The sequence below is a fragment of the Pedobacter folensis genome, from assembly GCF_056490665.1.
In genome coordinates, this window is the sequence record NZ_JBWJIF010000004.1 from 673,694 (window position 1) to 699,715 (window position 26,022).

Consider the following 26,022-nt stretch of genomic DNA (forward strand, 5'->3'; position numbering starts at 1 on the left):
ATCTATAAAGTTTTTAAAGCTTGTTTAATTAGTTGCTCTACCGAAAGTGTTCCCTCTGTCACTTTTAAAATCTGGTCTATAGTTTTTTCGGCGGTTTGTTTGGCGAATCCGAGCATTACCAATGCTGATAACGCTTCATCTTTAACAGTATTGTGTTGAGGCATAGAAATTAACGAGTCTGCCCCTTCTTTTTTTAGTTTATCCTGGAGTTCTAAAACCAGGCGTTGTGCCGTTTTAGCTCCTAAGCCCTTAATCCGTTGAATTAGGGGTAAATCTGCTTTAACAATCGCGGTCTGGATTTCTATAGGTGTAATCGATGATAAAATCATTCTACCTGTATTTGGTCCAATTCCCGATACCGATATTAAGTGTAAAAATAAACGGCGTTCGCCTTCATCGGCGAAGCCGTATAATGTATGTGCATCTTCTTTTACATGCAGCCAGGTGTATAGTTTACACCTTTCTGCATCGCCCAAAGCGCTGTATGTATTTAAAGAAATGTTTATATGATAGCCTATACCTCCGGCTTCAACCACAACATATGCCGGGTTTTTGAATGTCAATTTACCATCAATATAGGCGTACATGTAATTCTACTTTTTAGTTGTTTTTCCAAATATACCTTTTCGTTTCGATGTTGCAATTTCTTCTTTTGCTTGCACATCTACAACAGCAATGGTAACCATATTGACGATTTCGCGTACAGAACTACCTAATTGAACAATATGAACAGGTTTATTCAGTCCAAGCAGGATCGGACCAACCGCTTCGGCACCGCCTAACTCTTGTAACAATTTGTATGCAATGTTTCCTGATTCGAGATTTGGGAACACTAAAGTGTTAGCTGGAGCATCTGCCAGGGTACTAAATGGAAAATTATCTTTTAACAGTTCGTTGTTGATGGCAAAGTTTCCCTGCATCTCTCCATCTACAATTACCTCCGGATGATTTTTATGCAAAAGTTTAACTGTTTCCCTTACTTTATTTGGTGTTACCCCATCGTTCGAACCAAAGTTTGAATAAGATAATAAAGCAATGCGGGGTTTGATGTTAAACTGCTTAACAGATTTATCAAGCAATAAAGTAATATCTACCAGCTCTTCTGCTGTTGGATCTACGTTTACTGTGGTATCTCCGAAGAAAACCGGACCTTTTTTGGTCATCATCATGTACATACCCGCAACACGTTTCACACTTGGATCAACACCAATTACGTGTAAAGCAGGCTTAATGGTCGATCCATAATTTTTGGTCAGACCCGAAATCATGGCATCGGCTTCGCCAAACTCAACCATCGATGCACCATAATAGTTACGGTCTCTCAATAATTTAGTGGCATCAGTTAGAGAAACCCCTTTACGCTGACGTTTTTGATAAAGCGCCTCGGCATATTGTTTGGTTTTATCAGGATTCTGCATCTGATCGATGATCTCTACACCTTCTAACTCCAAACCGTGCTCATCAATAATCGCCTGTATTTTATCTTTATTTCCTAAAAGGATTGGAATGGCGATATTCTCGTCGTTAACAATCTGCGCTGCTTTTAAAATTTTGTAATTATCAGCTTCGGCAAATACAACTCTTTTTGGATCTGTTTTAGCTTTGGTGGTAATGGCACGCATAATGGCATCATCCAAACCTAAACGTTTTCTTAATTCTTCGCTATACGCATCCCAATCGGTAATAATTTTACGGGCCACGCCACTTTCAATGGCTGCTTTGGCTACCGCGATAGAAACCTCTGTAATTAACCTAAAATCGACAGGTTTTGGAATAATATATTCTTTACCGAATTTAAGGTTACGGGCATTGTAAGCTAAGTTTACAGCCTCTGGAACCGATTTTTTAGCCAATTCTGCGATGGCTTTAACGGCAGCGATTTTCATCGGCTCGTTAATACCTGTTGCGCGAACATCAAGCGCACCACGGAAAATATAAGGGAAACCTAAAACGTTATTTACCTGGTTCGGATAATCAGAACGGCCTGTAGCCATAATAATATCTTTACGGGTTTTGATCGCCAGTTCGTAGGCAATCTCGGGATTAGGATTGGCCATTGCAAAAACGATTGGGTTTTTGGCCATCGAAGTTAACATTTCTGCGGTAACACAATCGGCTGATGAAAGACCGATAAACACGTCAGAATCTTTCATGGCTTCGGCCAAAGTGCTGATTTTTCTATCTGTAGCAAATTCAGCTTTAATCTCATCAAGTACTTCACGGTCTTTACGGATCACACCAGAACGATCACACATGATGATGTTCTCTTTTTTAGCGCCCAAAGAAACATAAAGTTTGGTACAAGAAATTGCAGCGGCACCAGCACCATTAACTACAATTTTAATCTTATCCATTTTTTTCTTGAAGATTTCGCAGGCGTTCAGCAATGCCGCAGCTGAAATAATCGCTGTACCGTGCTGATCATCATGCATGACCGGAATGTTCATTTCTTCCTTTAAGCGACGCTCAATTTCGAAACATTCTGGCGCTTTAATATCTTCTAAGTTAACACCACCAAATGTTGGCTCTAAAGCCTTCACGATTTTCACAAAATCGTCAACATTTTTGGTGTCTAACTCTAAATCGAATACATCAATATCAGCAAAGATCTTGAAAAGCAAACCTTTTCCTTCCATTACTGGTTTTCCGGCTTCCGGACCGATATCGCCTAAACCTAAAACGGCTGTACCGTTACTGATTACCGCAACCAGGTTGCCCTTTGCGGTATATTTATAAACATCTTCTTTATTTTCTGCAATCTTCAAACACGGCTCTGCAACGCCAGGGGAATACGCTAAAGTTAAATCTCTTTGCGATGTTGTAGGTTTTGTGGGTACTACTTGTATCTTTCCTGGACGGCCTTGCGAGTGGTAATCAAGCGCATCTTGCTTTCTAGTGGTCTTACTCATTACGTAACTTATTAGTGACGGGGGCAAAGGTACAATTCTTTTTATGAGGCATAAAATAAAAAGCCCTTCAAAAAAGTTAAATAAGACGCGACATTAAGCTGCCTGTTGCAGCAATGGATTAAACCAGGTTTATGATACCATTTCAAATTACCTGATCAAGAAATAAGCGCAATTGTTTCGTTTCCGTATTAGCCCCTGCTAATTTTCAGGATCATACCAACTTGCAAACCGGCTTTGGATAAACGGTTATCTCTTCTGATACTCTGAACGGTTGCACCGTCAAATTTCTCGGCAATTTCAGACAAGGTATCGCCTGTTTTAACTTTGTAACTCAAGAACGACGATGGTGCTTTTAACGGTGTACGGTTTTTGGCATAGATTTTTAATTTTTGTCCAGGCACCAGGGTTTTGTTTTTTAAACCGTTCCAAACCCTTAAATCCTGTACCTCTACACCATATTTATCGGCAACAGTTGTCAAACTTTGTCCGGAGGTAACTTTATGGTAAACTACAGCGGTTGTAGCGATACTTTTGGTTTTTTTCTTTCTTAAATCTCTTACATCATCAGTACTGGCGGCCACCACTTTCATGTTCACCTCCACTTCCTGATTATTTAACACATCGTAAATTCCGGCGTAATCGATATCCCTTAACTTAGGCATCACAATACGCTTGGGTTCATCATCTGTGCCATTCACGATCTTTTTCTTGTACGATGGGTTTAAGGCCATAATGGCTGCTTCATCAACATTTAACACCTTTGCGAGTGTAGACAGCGAAACGAAGCGAGTCGTTTGAACCGTATCGGTTTTTAAAAACATGCTTGAGGCTTGCGCGGTAATCTGATGTTTGCCCGAATAATTCATTACGTAAACCGCAGCAATAAATGCCGGCACATAATTTCTGGTTTCTTTAGGTAAAAATTGCCTGATCACCCAAAAATCCCTCGAGCCAGCTTTATCAATCGCCCGGTTAACATTACCCTTTCCGCAGTTATAGGCGGCAATGGCCAACAGCCAATCGCCTAGCTCTTCAAAAGCATCTCTAAAATAGGCTGCCGCTGCATAACTCGCCTGAATCGGATCTTTGCGTTCGTCCACAAAATTATCCATCTTCAGGCCATAAGCCTTACCCGTGCCGAACATAAACTGCCAGATCCCTGTTGCCCCAACTCTCGAAATGGCATGCGGATTCATCTGCGATTCGACGATGGTTAAATATTTTATTTCCTGCGGAATGTTATAATCTTTTAAGGCTTTATCAAAAATAGGGAAGTAATAACTCGACAAGCCAATCATTTTCCCGAACATATCTTTACGCTTGGCATAAATATCGATATACTGCTGAACGTACTCGTTATACGGAAGGGGTACCGTTTTCGCAATAGAATCGAGCCTGAGTTTATAGATAAAATTCTGGCCCATGCTTAACGGGTTCTCTGAAACAACCGGTACAGCTACCGTATCGGTATTGATAAAGATGTTATTGTGAATCTTCGGAAGACTATCCAGTTTGAGTGTTTGTTGCGCGGAAGAGGAAGAAATGTATCCTAAGCATGCACAAATTGAAGCAAAAAGTAATTTTTTAATCATGGGCTATTGGTTCAAATTTTCATTAGCCGTGGCTGGTGTTCCCACAAACCTTTGTACAAATCCTTTCTTCTTTCCATAGGGAACTAAAATAAGAACCTGCGAACCTCCCAGACAATGCCTGGAAAACAGCTAATGAAATGCCATTGCCATACTTAACGATAATGCTTTTTTACATTAAATTGCTTCGTACTTCGCAATGACGATAAAACTATGATAAAAATGCCTGAGAAAAAGCCAGAAGCTTATCTTCCTCAAAATGTTTGGCTGTAAATTGTATACTTAACGGTAAACCTTCTGTATTATTGCCTATTGGCAAGGCAATAGCCGGATTTCCACTTAAAGAAGGTAACACGGTAAAAATATCGGCCATGTACATCACAATTGCGTCCTGAACATTATCGCCGATTTTAAAAGCGGCTGTTGGTGCCACAGGAGAAAGAATTAAATCATAATCCTGGAACAAAACATCCATTTTTTCTCTGATTAACCGGCGAACCTGCTGTGCTTTTTGATAATAAGCATCGTAATAGCCTGCACTTAAAACAAAAGTACCTAAAAGGATGCGGCGTTTTACTTCTTCACCAAAACCTTCTGCACGGGATAACTTATAAAGTTCGTTCAGCGATTTCGCTTCCAGGTTACGATGTCCGTAATGAACGCCATCATAACGCGAAAGATTTGAAGAGGCTTCGGCCGTTGTTAAGATATAATAAGCCGGAACCAGATAATCCAGCAAATCAAAAGAAACATACTCAACTGTATGTCCATCTGCTTTGAGCTGCTCGATTGATTTTAAAATAGCTGATTTGATTTCAGGATCGAGGGCTTCGCTCTCAATCGTTTCCTTTAATACTGCTATTTTTTGTTTTTTATGCTCGTTTAAATGATCAGGATAATCGGGTACTGGAACCGGAGAAACGGTAGAATCATAATCATCTTCGCCAGCTAAGACCTGCAAAAGCAAAGCAGCATCTTCTACTGAAGAGGTGATTGGCCCCACCTGATCGAAAGAGGAAGCATAGGCAATAACACCGTACCTTGAGATACGCCCATAAGTAGGCTTAAGACCGATTTGCCCGCAAAATGCTGCTGGCTGTCTTACCGAACCACCGGTATCAGTTCCTAGCGCAGACAAACACATATCGGCCTGAACCGCTACAGCTGATCCACCTGAAGACCCACCTGGAACAAGGTCGGGATTTGCCGCATTTTTAGCAACCCCATAGTATGAAGTTTCATTTGAGCCGCCCATAGCAAACTCATCACAGTTTAAACGACCAATAATAATGGCATCTTCCTGTAACAATCGTTGCACAACTGTAGAAGAATATGGAGATACAAAGCCTTCGAGCATTTTTGACGATGCAGTAACGATATGGTCTTTGTAACAGATATTATCTTTAATACCAATAACCATCCCTGCAAGTTTACCTTGCTTACCTTCTTCTATTTTTTGCTGTATCGCTTTTGCCTGAACTTCGGCCGATAAAAAAAACACCTCATTAAATGCATTGAGGTGTTCATTATTTTCAATTTGCTTAAAATAATAAGCTAATAAATCGGGTAAAGTTAATTGCTTTTGCGAAATGAGTGCTTGAATCTCTTTAAGAGAGCTGTATTTCTTCAAAACTAAAAATTATTGCAATTAAACGGTTTTATCACGGTTTGACGGATCTACTTGTTCTCCATCAACACCATCTTTACCATCTTTAAATTCTTTAACACCTTTACCTAAACCTCTCATTAGTTCAGGAATTTTTTTACCACCAAATAATAACAATACCACTACCGCAATAATGATAATTTCTGGCGTTCCAAGCATTGCTGCTATTGTTGTATTTAACATAACTTTTTGTTTAAACTTTTTCTTTGTCAGTTATAATTTTTTCGTCAACAGGCGTGCTGGCTTCTGTATGGGTTGCACTTGCCTCTGCCTTTTCATCAACAGAAGGTTCTTCTGTCGGATGATGGCGCTGACTATGGTTTACCGCTGTTTCTTCTGCTTCTTCTTTATCTAAATCCATGGCATTGATATTCCTATGGATTTCACGCTTCACACCATCAGAGGCATCTTTGAATTCTCTGATCCCTTTCCCTAGTCCTCTGGCAAGTTCAGGTAATTTTTTACCCCCGAACAACAATAGAACGACCACTAAAATGAGTACGATCTCTGATCCACCCATGTTTAAAAACTCTAATAACGTGCCTTGATACATCACTAATATAATTTATACAAATATAGACATTTTAAGTTGTCTTAAGTTTATTTACTAATCCACGCTTCTGGATTTAAAGCTGCCTGCCCTCTTCTGATCTGAAACTTCAGTACAGCATCATCGCCGGTGTTGGCTACAACCCCAATGGTTTGTTTGGTATCAACAGAATTACCTACGCTCACACTGACCGATTTTAGGTTTTGATATACCGTAAAGTACTCGCCATGGTTGATCAAAACTACTGTCCTACCCATCATTACCTGAACAGCTGCAACCTTACCTGCAAATACCGCTCTAACCGCCGCCCCGTCTGTTGTAGTAATATCTACACCATCATTGGTGTAACTGGCCTGATCGATCTTATGCATACCAAACCTTTCGGTTATTGTTCCTGTGGCTACCGGCCAAGGTAACCTTCCCCTGTTATTTTCAAAACCTGCCGATAACCGCGCTGCCTCTGGTGTTGCAGTAAGCAATTCTCCTGTCGATTTTGCTTTAGCCGTTGGCGTAGCTGGTGCTGTAGGTACAGGTTTATTTTCAGCCTTGGCTTTTGCCGCCGCTATCCTTGCTTCTTCAGCTGCTTTTCTTCTGGCCTCTTCAGCGGCTTTCCTTCTGGCTTCTTCAATTGCCCGCTGAATAGCAGCACTAATGGCCCTGTCTATCTGCGCCTGCTGTTTTTTACGGCTGGTAATATCTTGTTTAAACTGCCTTTCGTCTTTACTCAGCTTGTTTAATTCTACTGATTGTTTATTTTTATCTTTACTTAAACGTTCACGCTCTCTTTCCTGTTCCTTCAACAGGTCACTTTTTTCTCTAAGTGTTTTATCCAGCACTTTAATTTTACCATTCAGGTCTTGCTGGGTATTTTCAATGTAACCAGCCTGTTTTTTACGGTATTGACTAAACTGCTGTAAATACTTTATTCTTTTATAAGCCTGATTAAAATCCTTCGCTGCAAAAATGAACATCATTTTATCGTACGAATTTCTGTTGCGCTGGGCAAAACGGATCATGCCGGCATATTCTTTTTTAAGATCGCCTAACTGACCTTGCAACGTATGTACGGTATTTGTGTTCTGAGAGATTTGGTTATCCAGATTTTTTATTTCAGAGTTGATGGTGCCGATTTTATCCTGGCGCAACCTAATCTGGGCATTTATCGTATTAATCTGCTGTATAGTAAGCTTTTTACCACTGGCAGTTTTATTCAAATTCTTTTGAAGCTGTTCGATTTCGCGTTGTATAGCTTCTTTTTTCCTTCTGAGCTGACTTTCAGTTTGTGCAACCGCCGAAAGGGTTAACACGCTTAAAAAAAGGATAAATAGGAGTTTTTGTAGCTTCATTAAGCCAAAAGTATAAAAATTTTGTAGTAAAAAATATTAAAATCGAGATACTAAAGTCATAATTGCTTATTACAGAACTGTCTTCACTCAATCTTCATGCACAACAAAGATTGCCAGAGCCGCTATACCTATACAGTATCTACCCCTGGCAAATCAATTAGCTAAAATAAGTAATGAGTTCTATTTTACTTTACAACCGCAAATCTCTTTGGTACACTAAACGGAAAATCGACCGGAACATTGCCATCAATTTTTACAAATTGTAAGTCGATGTTTATTTTCTTTGCTTTAGATAGTGTTTTGATCTGCAATGCACTAGGAAATAATGATTCATTTAATTTTTGATAATCAGTATAGGTTACTTTTAAAGCCTGACCGTTTTTAGCGTCATTTAAATTGGTTTCTGACACTTTGAAAAGCGTGTTAAAAAGCAATTTGTAATCTAACTCCGATTTGCTTCCAGAGACGACCCAAACACCATTTTCTTGTTTAACATCAGATTCTGCCGTTAAAAACTCGCCCATGGCATTACCCGTTAAAATGGCCTGTAGGGTATTAAAATTAACCTGTTTATTGGTGAAATTGTAAATGTAACTAAATGGTTTTTTTAGGTATTCGCTTTTCATCCGGTTCATGATCTTGATGCTGTCAGGCGTAATCAAGGCTCTTGCCACCTCTGCCATTCCACCTAATGCAGTAATGCTCACCCAAATGGTTTCCTTATCTTTCATCTTGAAATTCATGGTTACATCATTTGCATCGCCGGCAATATCTAAAGTTGCTTTTGCTTTTAAAGAAAGTGTATTAAATTTAAGTTGTTTGCTATTTAATAAGGTTAGGGCTTCTGCTTTCGAATTATCAGTTTTGGTTTCTGTTTTAGTAGGGGGAGCCACTACAATTTCTTTTTTAGGTTTACATGCCGAAACAAAAATTACAGCTCCTAACAGGAATGCGCTATTTAAAATACTTCTTTTCATTTATCTTTTTAATTAATACTTCTGATCCGTTTCCAGCCTCTTTTGCTTTTTGCCATTGGATTAATGCTGCATCCTTTTCACCTTTCATAAAAAGTATATCGCCGTATCGCTCCAAGTAAACACCATTTTTACTGCTATTGTTTTGCAAAGCCTTTTCGATCCACGTTTTCGCCAGATCGTATTTTTGCTGTTTAAACAGAATAAAGGCATAGGTATCTACAATTGAGGAATTATTAGGCATTGCATTGGCCGCTGTTTCTGCATATTTCGCTGCCTTGGTTAGGTCGTCATTTCTTAACGCCAGATAGTAAGCATAATTATTCATGATGAGATAATTATCGGGCTCGGTTGAAATGGCTTTTTCGAAAGCGGTTTTAGCCAGGGGAAAATTATTCTGGTTGATGTAGATATCGCCCTGTAGAGCATAGATCTGTGCCTGCAGGCTTTTATTCTCCACATCTAACTGTAGTGAAGTTTTTAAATTGCTTTGGGCAGGCTCGTATTTGCCTGTTTTAAACAAGGCATAAGCCATATAATAGTACAAGCTGGCCTGATTGGGATAAATGCTTAAAGCTTCATCACCAACCTTTATGGCTTCCTCATAGTGCCCCAATAGTGTTTGGATATTAATGACCTGCTCCCAAACGACATAAACCTGTTCGTTAAGTTTTAAAGCAGCCTGATATTGAGTCAATGCCTCTTTTAAATTGTTCTGCTGATAAAGTACGTCGCCATAAAGCGCCAATGCTTTTGCTTCAGCCGGATTTTTTTCAGCCACCAGTTTACTCAGTTCGGTTACATTTTTAGCAACAATAGGCTGATTAAGTTTTGGAAAAAGTGCCGCAATAATCTTCACCTTTTCAGTAAGTGGCATTTCATTGCTTTCGAAAGCTAATTTTAAGGAAGAAAATGCAGCTTCATCATTTTTTTGCCTGCGGTAAATATCGGCCAAAGCCAGGTTCACCTCAAAATTATGGGGTTCAAGTTGTTGTGCTTTGGTTAACACCTTTAAGGCTTCCGGATCATTTCCTTTCTGCAAAAGTAAACCTGCAGCATACAGGTAGTTCTTTACATCAGCCTGATTGCCTTCCAGTAATTTAACAATATCACTTTCGGTGGCATTTCCATTCGATTGCAGGCGTTTTTTCGCGTTCACTAAATCTCTCGATTCTCCAAATTTAGCCTGGATCTCCTCATAGGTTTTTTTTGCGGCATCGAGCTGATTGGCTAAAAACTGCGCATTGGCTTTATCAAAATAATAAGCATCGTTTTCGGGATCTAGGCGGATCAACTGATTAAACACCTCGATGAGTTCGGGCATTTTATTGGTGCGTTTATATACCTCACCAAGTAAGCGCCAGTACCATAAATTGCCTGCATTTAATTTAATTGCCTGTTTTATATTTTGTTCCGCTTCTGAAAGTTTATCTAAACGCAGGTTTGCATTGGCGAGCTCGAAATAGGCCGCATGGTTATTTGGGTCCAGGCCGACAATTTTATTGAAATTGGTAGAGGCCACAACATAATTTTCAGACATTTTCTCCCGCAGGCCCGCAAAAAACAATTGTTTTACCATATTGCTATCACGATTGTTGCTTGGCGTAACCGCTCCCTGCCCAAAAGCCTGGAAGCCCATTAACGTCGCTCCTACAAGAAAATGTACTTTGTATTTCATGTTATTTTATCCATCCAAAAATTAACTCCTGACTAAAGACTTCTGACTCAGGACTGCGGACTACTTCCCCGTATGTCCGTAACCACCTTCTCCGCGGGCAGTTTCCCCTAATTGTTCAACAGTTTGCCAGCTAACGGTTTCGTGTTTTGCCACAACCATTTGTGCAATTCTATCGCCATTAACGATTTTAAAATCTGTATCTGATAAATTTACCAATAAAACTTTTATTTCGCCACGGTAATCGGCATCAATTGTGCCAGGTGCATTTACAATGCTAATACCATGTTTATAGGCCAAGCCACTTCTGGGCCTGATCTGTGCTTCGTAGCCAACCGGTAATTCAATAAACAAACCTGTTGGCACCAGTAATCTTTGCAAAGGTTTCAGTATTATTTCTTCAGTTATTGCCGCCCTCAGGTCCATGCCAGCTGCATGTGCAGTTTCGTATTGTGGCAGTGGGTGTTCGGATGTACTGATAATTTTTATTTCCATTTTTATTAGAATTGAGATTGGAGATATGAGATTTTAGGTAAAATCAGAAGCCTTAAACCCTTTAGCCGTCTACCTCTTCAATATTTTCATTAAATCATTCTTTTCGAAATAAGCAATGCCTGCAACAAAAACAATTAACATGGCATTACCAATATAAATGTTTCTGTTAAATACAAAAAACGAAGAGAATACCAGTATGATGGAAATGATTAAGTAGGCTAAAATCTTTTTCAGGTTGTAGGGAATCGGGTAATATTTCTGTCCGAGGATATAAGAAATAATCATCATTGTTCCATAGGTAGCCATCGAAACCCAGGCCGAGCCCATGTAGCTAAACTTTGGAATCAATATCATATTGAATACAATGGTAATAAAGGCCCCAATTAAAGAAATGTACAATCCAAACCTCGTTTGATCAGATAATCGGTACCAGATCGACAGGTTCATATAAATGCCTAAACACACATATCCCACCAGTAAATAAGGCACTGCGGGTAAACCGACCCAATATTCGGCCAGGTGTTTTGCATCGCGACTGATAAAGTATTTCAGGATTTCGATATTGGCAGTGAGTGCCACAAAAAGAATGGAAAGTGCAATTACAAAATACTCTAGAATTTTTGCATAAGTAACCTTTGCATTTTCATTTTTAGCATAGCTGAAGAAAAATGGCTCAGCACCCAGTCTAAAAGCCATATTGAAAATACTCAGGAATATGGCCAATTTACAAACAGCGCCATAAATACCTACTTCTGCTTCGGTCGTGTATTTATCCAAAAGTATTTTGTCCAGATTTTCATTGACAATGAAAGATAAATTTGCGATCAAAACAGGCCAGCTGTAAGAAAGCATTTTTTTAAACAGATCGCGGTCAAATTTAAACTGAACCTTTAAAAATTCTGGTACTAAAAGCAAAAAGGTTAGTGCACTGGCGACCAGATTGGCAATAAACACATATCCAACCCATTTATCGCGAAACCAGTTTTGAAAAAAGGATGCGCCAGGTAAATCGTGTTTAATAATTAGTGGAATACCATAAATAAAAAACAGGCTTAAGAGTACATAACTTAAGATATTCACAAATTTAATGATACTATACCTGAAAGGTTTTCCATCAGCCCTGATCCTGGCAAAAGGAATTACACAAATGGCATCCGAAAACAAGAGCCAGAGAAAATACTGCACATATCTTTTTTGATCCTGATAGTGTGACATGTTACTATTTAACAACCATTTGGTTATCGGTTCGGTAAAAACAAGACCAGTAATTAAAAAGAATGTTGAGATAAAAGCAACGATCAGAAAAGAATTGTTGTAAACCTGCTGTTTTTTGTCTTCGTGTTTATTGAGGTATCTAAAAAAAGTAGTTTCCATTCCAAAGGCCAATATGGCATTGATCATAGAGGCATAAGCATACATTTTGGTAAAAACACCTAATGCACTTGCACCGTAACTTCGGGTAAATATTGGTGTTAATATGAAATTGAGTAATCGGGAGGCAATGGTGCTGATACCATAAACCATTGTTTGCCCAAGAAACTTTTTATATACAGACATTTACGATTGAGATTTGAGTACTGCGTATTGAGATAAGCTCCTGAGCGGAACAGTATAGCAATCCAACAATTCAGCAATTTATTTCCTTAAGATTTCAAAATTACGATAGTTTTTTACTTCGCCATCGCTTACCGTCACATTTTCTACACGCGAACGGTCGGGTCCTTCGTGGCACCAGTTTACAAATTCTTCCAGAAAAACATTTTCGCCTTCCGCTTCGATGTAAACCGATCCGTCTTTTTCGTTCCTTACAAAACCCGTTACCATCATTTGGTTGGCAATAATTTTTGTAGTTTCCCTAAAGCCAACGCCCTGCACTTTACCTGTTATCGTTATATTGAGGTGTTTCACTCCTAAATCCCCTGAAGGGGACTTTACATCTTTTTCGATCATGTTAAACTTTTAATACTGCAAAGTTAGTAAAGCAATTGTGTATCGCTATGTTTATAAGTCCAATTCGTTTTGTAAACGGTTAAATCTTTGTATTTCGGAGCTAAAACCCAACCATATTTCTTCAAGGATTTCTTTTGCAGGTTTAATTTCACTCAGCATCGCTGAAACCTGACCGATTTCGAGTTCTCCGTTTTCCATATCGCCCTCAAACATACCGGCTTTTGCCCTTGCTCTGCCCAAAAGCTCCATTAAGCGGTTTCGATCTGCGCCTTCAGCTTCTGCCACCGATACCGCATCAGCAAATTCATTCTTTAGCAAGCGCACCGGAACCAGTTTTTTCATGGCCAGCTTAGTATCGCCTTCAGCAGCCGCAATAATTTTATCTTTAAACGCCGGATGGGCAGATGATTCTTCGGCAACAGCAAAGGCCGAACCAATCTGAACGGCATCGGCACCTAATGCAAATGCAGCCAGCATAGCCTTTCCACTCCCGATACCACCAGCAGCGACAACCGGAATTTTAACCGCCTCTTTTATCATCGGGATTAAACACATGGTGGTGGTTTCTTCCCTCCCATTGTGCCCACCTGCTTCAAAGCCTTCAGCAACAATGGCATCCACGCCGGCTTCCTGCGCTTTTATGGCAAATTTTGTATTCGCAATTACATGAACTACAGTAATACCTTTTTCTTTTAAAAAACTGGTCCATGTGGCAGGATTACCGGCAGAAGAAAATACAATTTTTACTTTCTCTTCGATTACTACATCTATAATTTCCTGAATATTGGGGTAGAGCAATGGAATGTTAACACCAAAGGGTTTATCGGTAGCTAACTTGCACTTCTGGATATGCGTTCTTAAAACATCAGGATACATGGAACCCGCTCCAATAATACCAAGTCCTCCTGCATTCGAAACTGCCGATGCCAATCTCCAGCCACTACACCAAACCATTCCGGCCTGAATAATAGGGTATTTAATATTGAAAAGTTTACAGATTGGATTCATCGAAAATATTTACTTTATAAATGGATGACAAATTAGAAGCATCTATTATTCTGAGAGTATTCTGTACAATTCTAAAATTTAAGATTTTTAATGTTAAAAGCTAAAGTCGCATTAAAAAAAATGAAACAAGTATATTGTACATTAAAAATAAGTTTTTTTAATGTACAAGGATTAAATGACATTATAATTTTTGTTGAGATCAAATGACACCTTAAAACAAACCATTTTTAATGGTCACTCAAAGAATTTTGTATACTAGATGCCTATTATTTAAACTAACCGTTTTACTCGATCATTTTCAATCTTAAAATCGGCAGAAAGCTGGATTAAATTCAATCCAGGCTTTTTACCAACTTCTATTGTTCCGATTTGTTGCTCAAGCGCTAAAAATTCGGCTCCGTTTATCGTTGCCCAACGCAAAAGTTTTTCAAACGTTACTTGCTTGTGTTGCTGCAAGGTGATCATTTCTGACAGGATATTAAGCTGGTGATTACTCGCCAAACTATCTGTACCCAAGGTAATCTTTACATTTTCTTCAATTAAAAGGTCAACATCGGGCAAAGCATTTTCGATATATAAGTTGGCTTGCGGACAAAGGCACCAGAACAGATTATTATTGTTTTCCTTTGCAAAGGCGATATCAGCTTTAGTGGAAATGGTATTGTGCACCAACAAAGTCTTCTGCTCTTTAATATAGGGTAACCAGGTTTGTAACGATGTTTTTTTTGTTGGTTCGAAGAAAGAAATATCGAGTCCTAAAAATTGGTATAGGTCTAAAAATCCACCCGATTTATTTTCGAAAAAGGCATTTTCATCTTCGGTTTCCTGATTGTGAACACTAATATAGGCCTTATCTTTTTCGGCTTCCTCTTTTATTAACCGGAACAATTCAGGTGATACTGAATAAGGAGCATGTGGTACAATTGAGGCGGGCAAAGGTCCAAATGCTTGCTTAATTCCCTTTGCATAATCCATTATCGCATCTGCCCGTTCGGGATTAAAGCCCATGGCTTCGATAAAAGTATGGTAGTATATTTTGCTGTCCGCTTTTACTTCTTTTGACGAAATTTGATTGGAAATATCGCCAACGGCTACAATCCCGTTTTCGAACATTTTCTGGTCAGCATTGTACATGGCAGCTTTAATTTCATCTATATCGCCCTGCCTGCTTTTAATAATACTTTGCACAAATTCTACGAGCCCCGTTTGTTCTGGAATCTGCCCCAACATATGCGAGAGTTCTAAATGGCAATGGGTATTGATAAAACCCGGAACAATTGCGCCTTTATACCTGAGGATATCCAGATTAAGATTTCCGGCCACTTCTTCGGTTAATACTTCTTTAATTTCGCCAGCTGCATTTACGGCTACCACGCCGTTTTTAATCGGCGGGGATGATACAGGAAATATCCAATCGGCTGAAAAGTATTTTAACATATCGCAAATTAGCGGAATAACCGGAGCAAATAAAAATATTTTTCCACGTCTGGTCCATTTTGATGATGAAATGATTTTTGATTTACTTTCTAAAGAAGTTAGAAAAGGGGAAAGAAAAAGAGCCTCCTATCGGAATCGAACCAATGACCTACTGATTACAAGTCAGTTGCTCTACCAGCTGAGCTAAGGAGGCTTTTAATCGGGCTGCAATGATAGAAAAAAATCTTCTTTTTTAAAAATTGAAAGTTATTTTTTTGAATTTCTTTTTTGAGTTTCCCGAAATCGATTTTTTAGTAGTTGTCACCCTGTCCCGAAGCTTCGAGATCAGGATCTATTTTGCTGAAAAGATGCTGAAACAAGTTTAGCATGACGATAAGTGGAGTAAGGAGTTTAGTTAGGTATGTTTAATAAGTTTACAAATGCCTCTCAGTTTATAAACGCCATCAATATCTGCAAAATTTGTAGTCATTCACCCCAAAGTGTGGAGAAACTCCACAGCGTCAAAACTTTGGCACACACATAATCACCTGTAAAACAATAAATTAAACAAAATATACGGTTTGGCATCATTGTGAAACATTAGCAAGTATTGTTACACAAATTAAATTTTAAAATATATACTATGAAAAAGTTCGTTTTAGCAGCAACCGTATTAGCATTAGCAGGATTCTCAGCAGTACAGGCAAGTGAAGTAAAAGATTTTAAAACTACTGCAATTGTTGCAGTTCAAGATAGCGCAGTGAAAACTCCGGTTAAATTGGAAGAACTTCCTGCTCCGGTAACAACAGCATTAAAATCTGATGCTTACAAAGGCTGGACAGCTACTGAAGCTTTCTCAGTTAAAGAAGGCACTAAAGAATATTATTTAATCAACGTTAAAAAAGAAGCTGAAACCGGTTCGGTTAAAATCGACAAAGACGGTAAACCAGTTCAATAATAAAATAAGTTAGCGCTCCATAATTAACGAGTATTTAACGTAACGAAAGTTACCAACCATATTAAAACAGAATATCATGAAAAAGATCATTTTAGCCGCTACTTTAGCATTCGCAGGATTCACAGCTGTTCAAGCAAGTGAAGTAAATACAATCAAAAACGCTGCAATTGTTGCAGTTCAAGATAGTGCCGTAAAAACTCCGGTTAAACTGGAAGAATTACCTGAACCAGTAACTACTGCATTGAAATCTGATGCTTATAAAGGATGGACTGCAACTGAAGCTTTCTCGGTTAAAGAAGGCACCAAAGAGTATTATTTAATCAACGTTAAAAAAGAAGCTGAAACCGGTTCGGTTAAAATCGACAAAGACGGTAAACCAGTTCAATAATCTAAAATAAGTACGCCACATAGGCATAATCAATATAAGCGTGGCCTTCGGGCTGCGCATAAACTAAAAAATATATCCCATGAAAAAATTAATTTTATCAGCTGCGTTCTTAGCTTTTGCAGGATTCTCAGCAGTACAGGCAAGTGAAGTAAATACAATCAAAAATGCTGCAATTGTTGCAGTTCAGGATAGTGCAGTAAAAACTCCGGTTAAACTGGAAGAGCTTCCTGCCCCAGTTACAACAGCATTAAAATCTGATGCTTACAAAGGATGGACCGCTACTGAAGCCTGGTCTGTTAAAGAAGGAACAAAGGAATACTATTTAATCAATGTTAAAAAAGAAGCAGAAACTGGTTCAGTTAAAATTGATAAAGACGGTAAGCCAGTACAATAAAACCCAAAATAATTACATCTACCTATTACAAGAAAGCCGGATTATGTCCGGCTTTTCTTATTTTTGTTACATGGCGAGAATCCTGATTTTAGAAGACGATACCACATTTGCTCAATTACTTGAAGGTTTTTTAACCAAAAACGGTCATGAAATCACCCTTGTAACCCAGGTAAAGCAATCATTTAAGCAAGTAGAAAACAATGAATTCGACTTACTTTTAATTGATTACCGTCTTCCGGATGGAACAGGTCTTGAAGTGCTTAGCCACATCCGTGATCTGGGTTTGTCTATACCCGCAATCGTAATGACCAGTTTTAATGATGTTCGAACCGCGGTCAGATCTATACAATTAGGTGCTTTTGATTACATTACCAAGCCGGTTAATCCGGATGAGTTATTAATGGTGATCAAAAATTCTTTAACCAAAAAGGATTTAAAAAGTGTTGAACCAAAAGAAACAAACAGTGATTTTATAAAAGGGAAAAGTGCAATTGCGGATAAACTGTATGAACACATCAATTTGGTAGCCCCAACTGATATGTCGGTAATTATACAGGGCGAAAGCGGCACAGGAAAGGAATTTGCTGCAAGAACCCTGCACCAGCAGAGTAAACGTGCCGATAAACCTTTCGTGGCCATAGATTGTGGAGCTTTATCGAAAGATTTAGCGGCCAGTGAATTATTCGGACACGTAAAAGGTGCCTTTACTGGTGCGTTAAATGACAAAAAAGGGCAGTTTGAGGCTGCAAACGGCGGAACTTTGTTTTTAGATGAGGTAGGCAACCTGAGCTACGAAGTACAGATTAAATTACTCCGGGCATTACAAGAAAGGGTAATCCAGCCTTTGGGCAGTACCAAACAGATTCCGGTGAACGTGCGCATTATTACGGCTACAAATGACGATCTGGCCAATAGCATGCAACAGGGAGAATTTAGAGAAGATTTATATCACCGGTTAAATGAGTTTAAAATCCAGCTTCCACCATTGAGAGATAGGGGCGGAGATTTGGAACTGTTTATTAACCATTTTATACAGCTATCAAACCGCGATTTAGAACGGAACGTGAAAAGTGTTTCGAGTGAGGCCAAAGCACTTCTGCTGAGTTACGATTGGCCAGGAAATCTGAGAGAACTCAGCAATGTGATTAAACGCATGGTTTTATTAAGTCCGGGTGATGTTGCCCAAATTAGTGCATTACCTGATGAAATGATGATTTCTGTTCATCATCAATCCGCCCCAGGTAATTCATCCGATCTGAAAGCAGTGAATGAACAGAATGAAAAAGCGTTGATTACTGAAACCTTGATCAAAGTGAGGCATAACAAATCAAAAGCGGCCAAGATTTTAAACATCGACCGTAAAACGCTTTATGCTAAAATGGAGCGATACGGCATAGAATAATTACTCCGCATTGGCGTAATCCATCTCTTCCATAAAGGCAATTAAACTATCCAGTTTTCTAATCTGTAATAAAACTTCAGAGTTAATATTTTTAGTTAAGCCTTTTTCAGCAATTTCTACTTCCAGTAGCCGAAATGCATTTGCTAACGTTTTTGAACCCATCTGTGCTGTGCGTCCGGCCAGGCGATGAACCAATAACCTCGCCTGATCCGGATCATTATCGGTTAAATGTTTTTTCAGCAATGCAGCATCATCTATAGAATCCTGTTTAAAACGGTTCAATATTTTCTCCAACATTTGCTGGTCGCCAAAGGTCATTTTCTCAATGGAAGAAAAATCGACTTCTGGTTGTTCGGTTAAAATTTCGGCCCGGTCAAATATAGAAAGGATATCTACAGCCCTAAACGGTTTCATAATCAACCCATCAAAACCTTCGCTTAAAACCATTTCGCGTTCTTCAGGTAAAACCTGTGCGGTAATGGCGTAAAATTTAATGTGAGCTGGGAGTTTCTTTTTTAATAAATGACAAAGTTCGAAACCCGTCATTTCTGGCATGCGCATATCAACCAATATGTATTTTAAGTCTGGTTCAGGTTCTGCATGTAAGATATCGGCCACCTGGGTGAAACTTCTAAATGGGATTTTGTTTTTCTGAAAGATCATTCCACACAAATCGAGAATGAGTTTATCATCATCAATTACCCAAACCGTGCCTGGATTTACAATGGCATAATGCTCTAAATCAAGGGTATCGCTTACGCGTTCGGTCGTATTTTCATATTTCATGTAAATATTAAATGTAGTACCCATGCCCGGTTTACTTTTCACATAAATTCTTCCGCCTTGCGTTTCGATCAAAGATTTAACGATAGGCAACCCCAAACCTGTTCCAGCCTGATTGATAATATATTTCTCAGGAGATTCGATCTGCTCAAATTCATTAAATATTTTAGGAATATCTTTTTCTTCGAAGCCAATTCCGGTATCTGTTATGGTAAAATGAAAGTGCAGGTCATCTCCTTGCTTTTTATATGAAACGGATAAGTTAATTTCACCTTTCAGGGTAAACTTTACAGCGTTGCCTAACAAATTAAATAAAATCTGCTTTAATCTAAATGCATCGCCTTTTACAAATTCAAGCTGGGCAAGATCAAGTTTTGCGTTTAATTGCAACGATTTCTGTTCTGCGAGTGGCCGCATGACCGAAACTACCTCATCCAGGGCTTTTCTGATATTGAATACCTGGTTATTGAAACTAAATTCACCTGAAATAATCCGGTTATAATCTAATACCTCGTTCACAATCTGAAGTAAATGAATGGAAGATTGATAAATGGCATCCACATCTTTCTTATTCGGTACATCCTGCTGGGTAATCAGCTCGGCATAGCCTAAAATAGACTGCAGCGGTGTCCTGATCTCGTGACTCATGTTCGATAAGAACCGTTGCTTCGCTTTACCATGGTATTCTGCCTCGTCTTTAGCAAGCTCTAAGGCCCTTCTGTATCGGTTACTTTTTGTAATGTCAGCCAAAATTAAATACAGCAGAATAACTGTTAACAGAAAAAAGATGATAATAATGGTGGTGATTTGCGTAATCCCGTCATTAACCACTTCTTTGGCCTGTATACCATTTAAATCTACCTGGGCCACTGCTTCACCCTCCACTTCTCTTAAAATCTGCAGCATTTGGGCAGTTAAAGCATTACTGGCATTAGACAGATCTGCTTCACGTTTTAAAAATTTCTGGCTTTTCTGACGTTGCTCCAGTTCGATGTTTTTTAACGAACCGGTCATACTCTTCATGATGCTGTCTTCCGCCTTTGCATTTAAGGTATCACGTTTTACTTTAAACTCTTCGTTAATAATTTTATATACCTCCGATTTTTTCTTTCCAAAAAGCTTGGTGAAAAAATTCCGCGATTTCTTCTCTTCTTCAGGCGCAACGGTAGTGGTCGATGTCGTTGTTTCTGTTGTTAAAACTGCACTATCGGTTTGTCTTGCCCTTATCGCAACCAGTTCATTTAATTTCTGAACTTCATCAGAGAACGATTTGGTATTCACCAATGTTTCTCTCACCTTTAAATAATTGATAAATTGCTTATCCCGGTCGGTTAGCAGATTCTTGATCGACTTTATCCGCGCCAGTTGGGCAGAATCGCCCCTGTACAATTTACGTAAGGTATCTAAACTGTTTCTTAATTTACGTGATTCTTTCAGAAAACTATAGGTACCTTGTTTATTGAAAGCCTCATCTCTTTGCAACTGATCTAACCGGGCAATTTTGTGCGAGAGATCATTTACAATTCTTAAGCGGTCGTTCGGGGCCGAAATTTCTTCAACAGTATCCAGCATCCGTGTAAAAGCAAACTTGCTGATGCCCCATGCCATTAACAAAGCAAAACAGGCAAACAGGAAACCTATAATTACTTTACTTTTTATTGCCCGGAAGAAACGCTTTTGAATAACAGCAGCCATTTAATTCAGATTATGTATGATAAACCCTAATGATAACGGTTTAACCTGTAGAATTGATATGTATTTATCTTTTACAAATAACGTACCACAAGAAAAATTGATTAAAAAACTTTAATTTTAATCGCCTAAAAAAACAAACTATGAACCGTATCGACCGACTTTTCGGAATCTTAACCCTGCTTCAATCCCGAAAATACATTACTGCAGAAAAAATTGCGGAAAGATTTGATATGAGTATTCGTACAGTTTATCGCGATATCAAAGCATTAGGAGAGCAGGGGATACCGGTAAGTTTTGAGCAACATAAAGGTTATTATCTGGTTCAGGGTTATTTCCTGCCACCAGTTTCTTTTAATATGGACGAAGCCAATGCGCTGCTATTGGTTGAAAGTTTAGTGAATGGATTTGCCGATAACTCAATCCGTACCCATTATTCTACAGCACTGACAAAAGTAAAGGCAGTATTAAAAACGGGCCAAAAAGAAAAGCTCGAAACCTTGAATCAACATATAAAACTGCAGATTCCGGAAAGGTTAAATTTTAACTTCGAATACCTGTCGCTTATTCAGCACGCCATTGCCGAAAAACACCTGATCGAACTCGATTATAAAAACAATAAGGAGGAAGTGAGCAAAAGAGAAGTAGAGCCAATTGGCCTGATTTTTTATGCCTTTAGCTGGCATTTAATTGCCTGGTGCCATTACCGTAACCAATACCGTGATTTTAACCTCACCCGAATCATCTGCCTTAAAAACCTGGGCATTCCTTTCAAAAAAACACAGCACATGCCACTGAGCGAATACATGCATCTGCTTCCTGTAAATTATTAAAAATAATATTTTTCACGCTGCCATAGGGTTGTCAGTGGGCTGTATTTTCTTTGTGTAAACAAACATCAAAATCATGAGTATAGCCGATTTATTACTAATGGATTTAAACACCGCAGAAAAAACAAAACAGAAAAATATGGACATTATTAAATTATTATTGAAAGAATTGGAAGCCGAATTTAATACCACAAAAAAATTCCTGGCTATTGTACCGGTTGACAAATTCGACTGGGCACCACACGAAAAAAGCATGAAAATGAAATCGCTTGCAGTTCATATTGCCGATCTGCCGAGTTGGGTTTCACTGGCTTTAACTACTGATGGGCTGGATTTCGAAACAGCGCCTTATGTAGAACAACCTGTAGAAAATGCCAATGACCTGGTTAAAATTCTGGAAGAAAATTATGCGAAAGGAAAAACGGAATTAGAAAAAGCTACAGAAGAAGACCTAAATGGACGTTGGGTATTGAGTATGGGCAAACAGGTACTGGCCGATTATTCTAAATATGAAACCATCCGTCATTCGCTTAGCCAAACATCTCATCACCGGGCACAACTGGGTGTTTATTTAAGATTATTGGATATTCCAATCCCTGGAAGTTATGGGCCAAGTGCCGATGACCAGAATTTTTAGTTTGTTATCATTTTTTTTAATGGGCTGTTGACACCTGGTGCGTTTCAACAGCCCGTTTTGAAATGACGGTTGGATTACCTGGCAATCTTGATATTCCATCTCCACTTCGCTACTTTTAGCAATGAAAAAAATATTGGCAATCTCCGGGAGTACGAAAACGGTATCAACCAATGGGCTTTATATTAAGGCTATCTCCCGGCTTTTGGGCGGAGACTTTGAGGTAACAAACTTTTCATCCATTGCAGATATTCCACATTTCAATCCTGATTTAGACCAGGAAAATCCGCCAAATGCCATAGAAGACCTTCGCTTAGCCATCCAAAAGGCAGCTGGTATCATCATTTCTACTCCAGAATACGCCATGGGTTTACCAGGTTCGCTAAAAAACCTGCTCGATTGGACCGTAAGTTCAGCATCATTTTCCGGGAAACCTGTTTTAGCGCTCGTTGCCTCCACACAGGGCGAAAAAGCTTATCAATCGCTCATCGATATTTTAACCGTAATTGAAGCAAGGGTATCGCCCCAGTTGATTTCATTTGCAAAAGCGAAGATTGACAATGAGGCGGCAATTACAGATAAAGAAACTTTAACCGCACTCAAAAGCACTGTTGATTCATTTGTTGCCAGCCTGGAGAATGGATAACACGATTTATTTCCGTAAAATTGCAGCATGAACAATAACTCTGCAACCCGTTTAAATAAATTCATCAGTGAAAGTGGATTATGTTCACGCCGTGAAGCAGACCGTTATATCGAAAAAGGCACCGTTTTTATCAACGGGAAAAGAGCTAAAGTAGGCGATCAGGTTTTTGCGGGCGATAAAGTGATGGTAAACGGCCATAATATCGAACCTAAAGAAGAAAGTAATTTCATCCTCCTGGCTTTTAACAAGCCTGTTGGCATTACCAGTACTACAGAAGGCAGCGTACGCGATAATATTGTTGATTACGTCAATCATAGCGAAAGGATATTTCCCATTGGCCGTTTGGACAAAGATTCCTCAGGTCTGATCTTCCTGACCAACAATGGCGATATCGTTAACAAAATTTTAAGGGCAGGAAATAAACATGAAAAGGAATACGTAGTTACCGTTAATAAACCCATCACCGAAGATTTCATTTTCGAGATGAGTAACGGTGTTCCCATCCTGGGGGTAAATACGCGTAAATGTAAGGTCCGTCAGATCAGCACATTCGTATTTAATATTATCTTAATTCAGGGTTTAAACAGGCAGATCCGTAGAATGTGCGAGCATTTTGGTTATGAAGTGACCAAATTAGAGCGTACACGTATCATGAATATCAATTTAAAAGGCATTCCGGCAGGAGAATTTAGGGAACTTACAGAAGAGGAGATGAAGAGTATCACCAAAAGTGTCGAAAATTCATCTTCTGAAGCTAAATCAAAGCCAAAAAGTGCTGCTAAGAAAAAAGCCAATGCCTGGGAAGAAATCCCTGAACTTAGGGAAGAACAGCCTAAAAAATCTTTTAAGGCAAAATCATCAGGCCAAAAATCTTCCGGCAAAAAACCGACTGGTCATTCAGGCTCAAAACCTACTGGTAAAAGTAACACCGGGAACAGAAACTCGAAACCTGCAAAAGGTAAACCTGCAAGCAAGTCAAATACAAGAGGCAGAGGAAGATAAGCCAAGAAATTGTAAAATTCGGTCTTATCTAAGTGCCTTATACCTTCCACCTTTTTACCTTCTGCCTTTTTTAAGTACCTTTGCAACAAATGGTAACAGCAAAAAAAACCGATATCCGTGCATTAGATTTGCCTCAATTGCAACAACACCTGGTAGCAATGCAACAGCCTGCATTTAGGGCCAAGCAAATTTACCAGTGGCTTTGGGAAAAATCGGCTACGAGTTTCGAGCAAATGAGTAATCTTTCCAAGGATCTTCGTAAAGCATTGGATGAAACCTTTGCTATTAATGCTGTTCAGGTCAACAATTCTCAATTCAGTAACGACCATACCATAAAAAATACTTTCAGGCTAGCCGACGGCAATATTGTGGAAGGGGTTTTAATTCCTCTCGAAGACCGCATGACGGCCTGTGTAAGCTCTCAGGTAGGTTGTAGTTTAACCTGTAAATTCTGTGCAACTGGCTACATGGATCGTAAGCGTAATTTAAATGCTGATGAGATTTATGATCAGGTAGTATTAATCGATAAACAGGCTAAACAGAACTATAACAATCCCCTTACCAATATCGTGTATATGGGCATGGGCGAGCCACTGTTGAATTATGCCAATGTATTGAAGTCTATTGAGCGTATTACTGCTCCAGATGGCTTAAACATGAGCTATAAGCGCATTACAGTTTCTACTGCTGGTATTGCTAAAATGATCAAGAAATTAGGCGACGATGGTGCAAAATTCAATCTGGCACTTTCGCTTCATGCGGCCGATGATAAAAAGCGTAATGAAATTATGCCGATTAATGAGGCCAACTCGTTAAAAGCACTGGCAGATGCCCTTAAATACTATTTTGCCAAAACCAAAAATCCGGTAACTTACGAATACATCGTTTTTAATCATTTTAACGATGAAATTTCTGATGCCATGGATTTAGCTAAATTCTGCAAACATATCCCTTGCAAGGTAAACCTTATTGAATATAACCCGATTTCTTTCGCCGATTTCACCAATGCAGAAGGCGATAAGATTGATGCTTTTTCTAATTACTTAAAAAGTCAGGGAATCAATACCAATATCCGCCGTAGCCGTGGGAAAGATATTGATGCCGCTTGTGGCCAGTTAGCGGTAAAAGAAGAAGCCGCCAACGCATAATTTAATCTAGCTATTTAAGTAGTCCACTTCAACAAAGTACATCTTTTCAAATAAATATATTTTTTGGAGCGCAATTTCTGCACCATGTAGGCCGGGTTCTGTCCTGCTGTGCGCTGCAATCCTTTTGGGAAACCTTTGGTGTAAACAATCTACCTCCGCCCAAAAGGGATTTCCGCTGCCATCAGGGCTATTGAACCTGGGGTAAAGGCATAACAGGGAAGACAGTATATATTCAGCGGAAATCAGCGTAATCTGTGGGAACTAAATCTTAACTTTCTTAACTCCTTAATGGTTGAAATAAAAAGCTTGCTGCCAATCTTTTTAATATTAAGGCATTTAGGACATTGAGAAACATGCTATCCAAATCCTTAACTACCTTAACTGCTTAATGGTGAAATAAACCCTCTAACCATTCCTTTTACCATTAAGAAATGAAGGACATTAAGAAACATGCTATCCAAACCTTAACTAGTTAAACTCCTTAATGGTAATTAAGAGTAGAAGGTTTATTTTACAAAAGGTTATAAACCAAGAAAACCCTTTAACATTGCTGTTAAAGGGTTTCTC

General features: G+C 38.9%; 24 protein-coding genes and 1 tRNA gene. 9 read left to right on the forward strand and 16 right to left on the reverse strand.

Annotated features, from left to right (window positions below; genetic code table 11):
* Positions 1-2 precede the first annotated feature (2 nt).
* The 15 genes from ruvA to AC04QZ_RS22550 all read right to left on the reverse strand — a co-directional run bounded on the left by ruvA (position 3) and on the right by AC04QZ_RS22550 (position 15,792).
* A complete protein-coding gene (ruvA, locus tag AC04QZ_RS22480; RefSeq protein ID WP_086548088.1) occupies positions 3-587 on the reverse strand; it encodes a Holliday junction branch migration protein RuvA in 585 nt (194 codons plus the stop codon).
* A gap of 6 nt (positions 588-593) precedes the next feature.
* Entirely contained in the window at positions 594-2,909 is a 2,316-nt protein-coding gene (locus tag AC04QZ_RS22485; RefSeq protein WP_086548089.1) for an NADP-dependent malic enzyme, read from the reverse strand.
* Positions 2,910-3,097: 188 nt separating this feature from the next.
* The gene (locus AC04QZ_RS22490; protein WP_478359552.1) at positions 3,098-4,501 is read right to left on the reverse strand and encodes a lytic transglycosylase domain-containing protein; all 1,404 of its coding nucleotides are present in this window, start codon (positions 4,499-4,501) and stop codon (positions 3,098-3,100) included.
* 208 nt (positions 4,502-4,709) lie between these two features.
* Positions 4,710-6,128, reverse strand: a complete 1,419-nt coding sequence (gene gatA / locus AC04QZ_RS22495) for an Asp-tRNA(Asn)/Glu-tRNA(Gln) amidotransferase subunit GatA (protein ID WP_478359553.1) — start codon at positions 6,126-6,128, stop codon at positions 4,710-4,712.
* 18 nt (positions 6,129-6,146) lie between these two features.
* A complete protein-coding gene (locus AC04QZ_RS22500; protein ID WP_029287719.1) occupies positions 6,147-6,347 on the reverse strand; it encodes a Sec-independent protein translocase subunit TatA/TatB in 201 nt (66 codons plus the stop codon).
* Between the two features lie 10 nt (positions 6,348-6,357).
* Entirely contained in the window at positions 6,358-6,717 is a 360-nt protein-coding gene (locus AC04QZ_RS22505) for a Sec-independent protein translocase subunit TatA/TatB (protein ID WP_086548092.1), read from the reverse strand.
* 47 nt (positions 6,718-6,764) lie between these two features.
* Positions 6,765-8,060, reverse strand: a complete 1,296-nt coding sequence (locus AC04QZ_RS22510) for a murein hydrolase activator EnvC family protein (protein ID WP_086548093.1) — start codon at positions 8,058-8,060, stop codon at positions 6,765-6,767.
* Between the two features lie 185 nt (positions 8,061-8,245).
* Positions 8,246-9,037, reverse strand: coding sequence for a lipoprotein insertase outer membrane protein LolB1 (gene lolB1, locus AC04QZ_RS22515; RefSeq protein ID WP_086548094.1), 792 nt, complete (start codon positions 9,035-9,037; stop codon positions 8,246-8,248).
* Positions 9,015-10,712, reverse strand: coding sequence for a tetratricopeptide repeat protein (locus AC04QZ_RS22520; protein WP_478359554.1), 1,698 nt, complete (start codon positions 10,710-10,712; stop codon positions 9,015-9,017). The genes lolB1 and AC04QZ_RS22520 overlap by 23 nt, the downstream gene beginning before the upstream one ends.
* A gap of 60 nt (positions 10,713-10,772) precedes the next feature.
* On the reverse strand, positions 10,773-11,204 hold the full coding sequence (gene dut / locus AC04QZ_RS22525; protein WP_478359555.1) for a dUTP diphosphatase: 432 nt from the start codon (positions 11,202-11,204) through the stop codon (positions 10,773-10,775).
* A gap of 69 nt (positions 11,205-11,273) precedes the next feature.
* On the reverse strand, positions 11,274-12,761 hold the full coding sequence (locus AC04QZ_RS22530; protein ID WP_478359556.1) for an oligosaccharide flippase family protein: 1,488 nt from the start codon (positions 12,759-12,761) through the stop codon (positions 11,274-11,276).
* Between the two features lie 78 nt (positions 12,762-12,839).
* Positions 12,840-13,154, reverse strand: a complete 315-nt coding sequence (locus AC04QZ_RS22535) for an acylphosphatase (protein ID WP_478359557.1) — start codon at positions 13,152-13,154, stop codon at positions 12,840-12,842.
* Positions 13,155-13,205: 51 nt separating this feature from the next.
* Positions 13,206-14,162 (reverse strand): NAD(P)H-dependent flavin oxidoreductase, encoded by a 957-nt coding sequence (locus AC04QZ_RS22540; protein ID WP_478359558.1) that lies wholly within the window; start codon positions 14,160-14,162, stop codon positions 13,206-13,208.
* A 270-nt stretch (positions 14,163-14,432) separates the two neighbouring features.
* Positions 14,433-15,599 (reverse strand): amidohydrolase family protein, encoded by a 1,167-nt coding sequence (locus AC04QZ_RS22545; RefSeq protein WP_478359559.1) that lies wholly within the window; start codon positions 15,597-15,599, stop codon positions 14,433-14,435.
* A 120-nt stretch (positions 15,600-15,719) separates the two neighbouring features.
* A tRNA-Thr gene (locus tag AC04QZ_RS22550) sits at positions 15,720-15,792 on the reverse strand.
* 429 nt (positions 15,793-16,221) lie between these two features.
* Here AC04QZ_RS22550 and AC04QZ_RS22555 point away from each other — a divergent pair.
* The 4 genes from AC04QZ_RS22555 to AC04QZ_RS22570 all read left to right on the forward strand — a co-directional run bounded on the left by AC04QZ_RS22555 (position 16,222) and on the right by AC04QZ_RS22570 (position 18,720).
* A complete protein-coding gene (locus AC04QZ_RS22555; protein WP_086548100.1) occupies positions 16,222-16,536 on the forward strand; it encodes a hypothetical protein in 315 nt (104 codons plus the stop codon).
* Positions 16,537-16,612: 76 nt separating this feature from the next.
* Positions 16,613-16,924 (forward strand): hypothetical protein, encoded by a 312-nt coding sequence (locus AC04QZ_RS22560; protein ID WP_086548101.1) that lies wholly within the window; start codon positions 16,613-16,615, stop codon positions 16,922-16,924.
* Positions 16,925-17,003: 79 nt separating this feature from the next.
* Positions 17,004-17,318, forward strand: a complete 315-nt coding sequence (locus AC04QZ_RS22565; RefSeq protein ID WP_057931901.1) for a hypothetical protein — start codon at positions 17,004-17,006, stop codon at positions 17,316-17,318.
* Between the two features lie 70 nt (positions 17,319-17,388).
* Positions 17,389-18,720, forward strand: coding sequence for a sigma-54-dependent transcriptional regulator (locus AC04QZ_RS22570; protein ID WP_478359560.1), 1,332 nt, complete (start codon positions 17,389-17,391; stop codon positions 18,718-18,720).
* Here AC04QZ_RS22570 and AC04QZ_RS22575 read toward each other — a convergent pair whose 3' ends face one another.
* A complete protein-coding gene (locus AC04QZ_RS22575) occupies positions 18,721-21,198 on the reverse strand; it encodes a hybrid sensor histidine kinase/response regulator (RefSeq protein WP_478359561.1) in 2,478 nt (825 codons plus the stop codon). It lies immediately after the preceding gene.
* A gap of 140 nt (positions 21,199-21,338) precedes the next feature.
* Here AC04QZ_RS22575 and AC04QZ_RS22580 point away from each other — a divergent pair, with 140 nt between their 5' ends.
* From AC04QZ_RS22580 to rlmN, 5 genes are all read left to right on the forward strand, one after another.
* Positions 21,339-22,028, forward strand: a complete 690-nt coding sequence (locus AC04QZ_RS22580; RefSeq protein ID WP_478359562.1) for a helix-turn-helix transcriptional regulator — start codon at positions 21,339-21,341, stop codon at positions 22,026-22,028.
* Between the two features lie 73 nt (positions 22,029-22,101).
* Complete coding sequence (locus AC04QZ_RS22585; RefSeq protein ID WP_478359563.1) at positions 22,102-22,662, forward strand: DinB family protein; 561 nt, start codon at positions 22,102-22,104, stop codon at positions 22,660-22,662.
* 121 nt (positions 22,663-22,783) lie between these two features.
* Complete coding sequence (locus tag AC04QZ_RS22590) at positions 22,784-23,305, forward strand: NADPH-dependent FMN reductase (protein WP_478359564.1); 522 nt, start codon at positions 22,784-22,786, stop codon at positions 23,303-23,305.
* Between the two features lie 27 nt (positions 23,306-23,332).
* Positions 23,333-24,307: a 23S rRNA pseudouridine(2604) synthase RluF gene (gene rluF / locus AC04QZ_RS22595; RefSeq protein WP_478359565.1), complete on the forward strand. Its 975-nt coding sequence runs from the start codon at positions 23,333-23,335 to the stop codon at positions 24,305-24,307.
* An 89-nt stretch (positions 24,308-24,396) separates the two neighbouring features.
* On the forward strand, positions 24,397-25,455 hold the full coding sequence (gene rlmN / locus AC04QZ_RS22600) for a dual-specificity RNA methyltransferase RlmN (RefSeq protein WP_086548108.1): 1,059 nt from the start codon (positions 24,397-24,399) through the stop codon (positions 25,453-25,455).
* Positions 25,456-26,022: the final 567 nt, after the last annotated feature.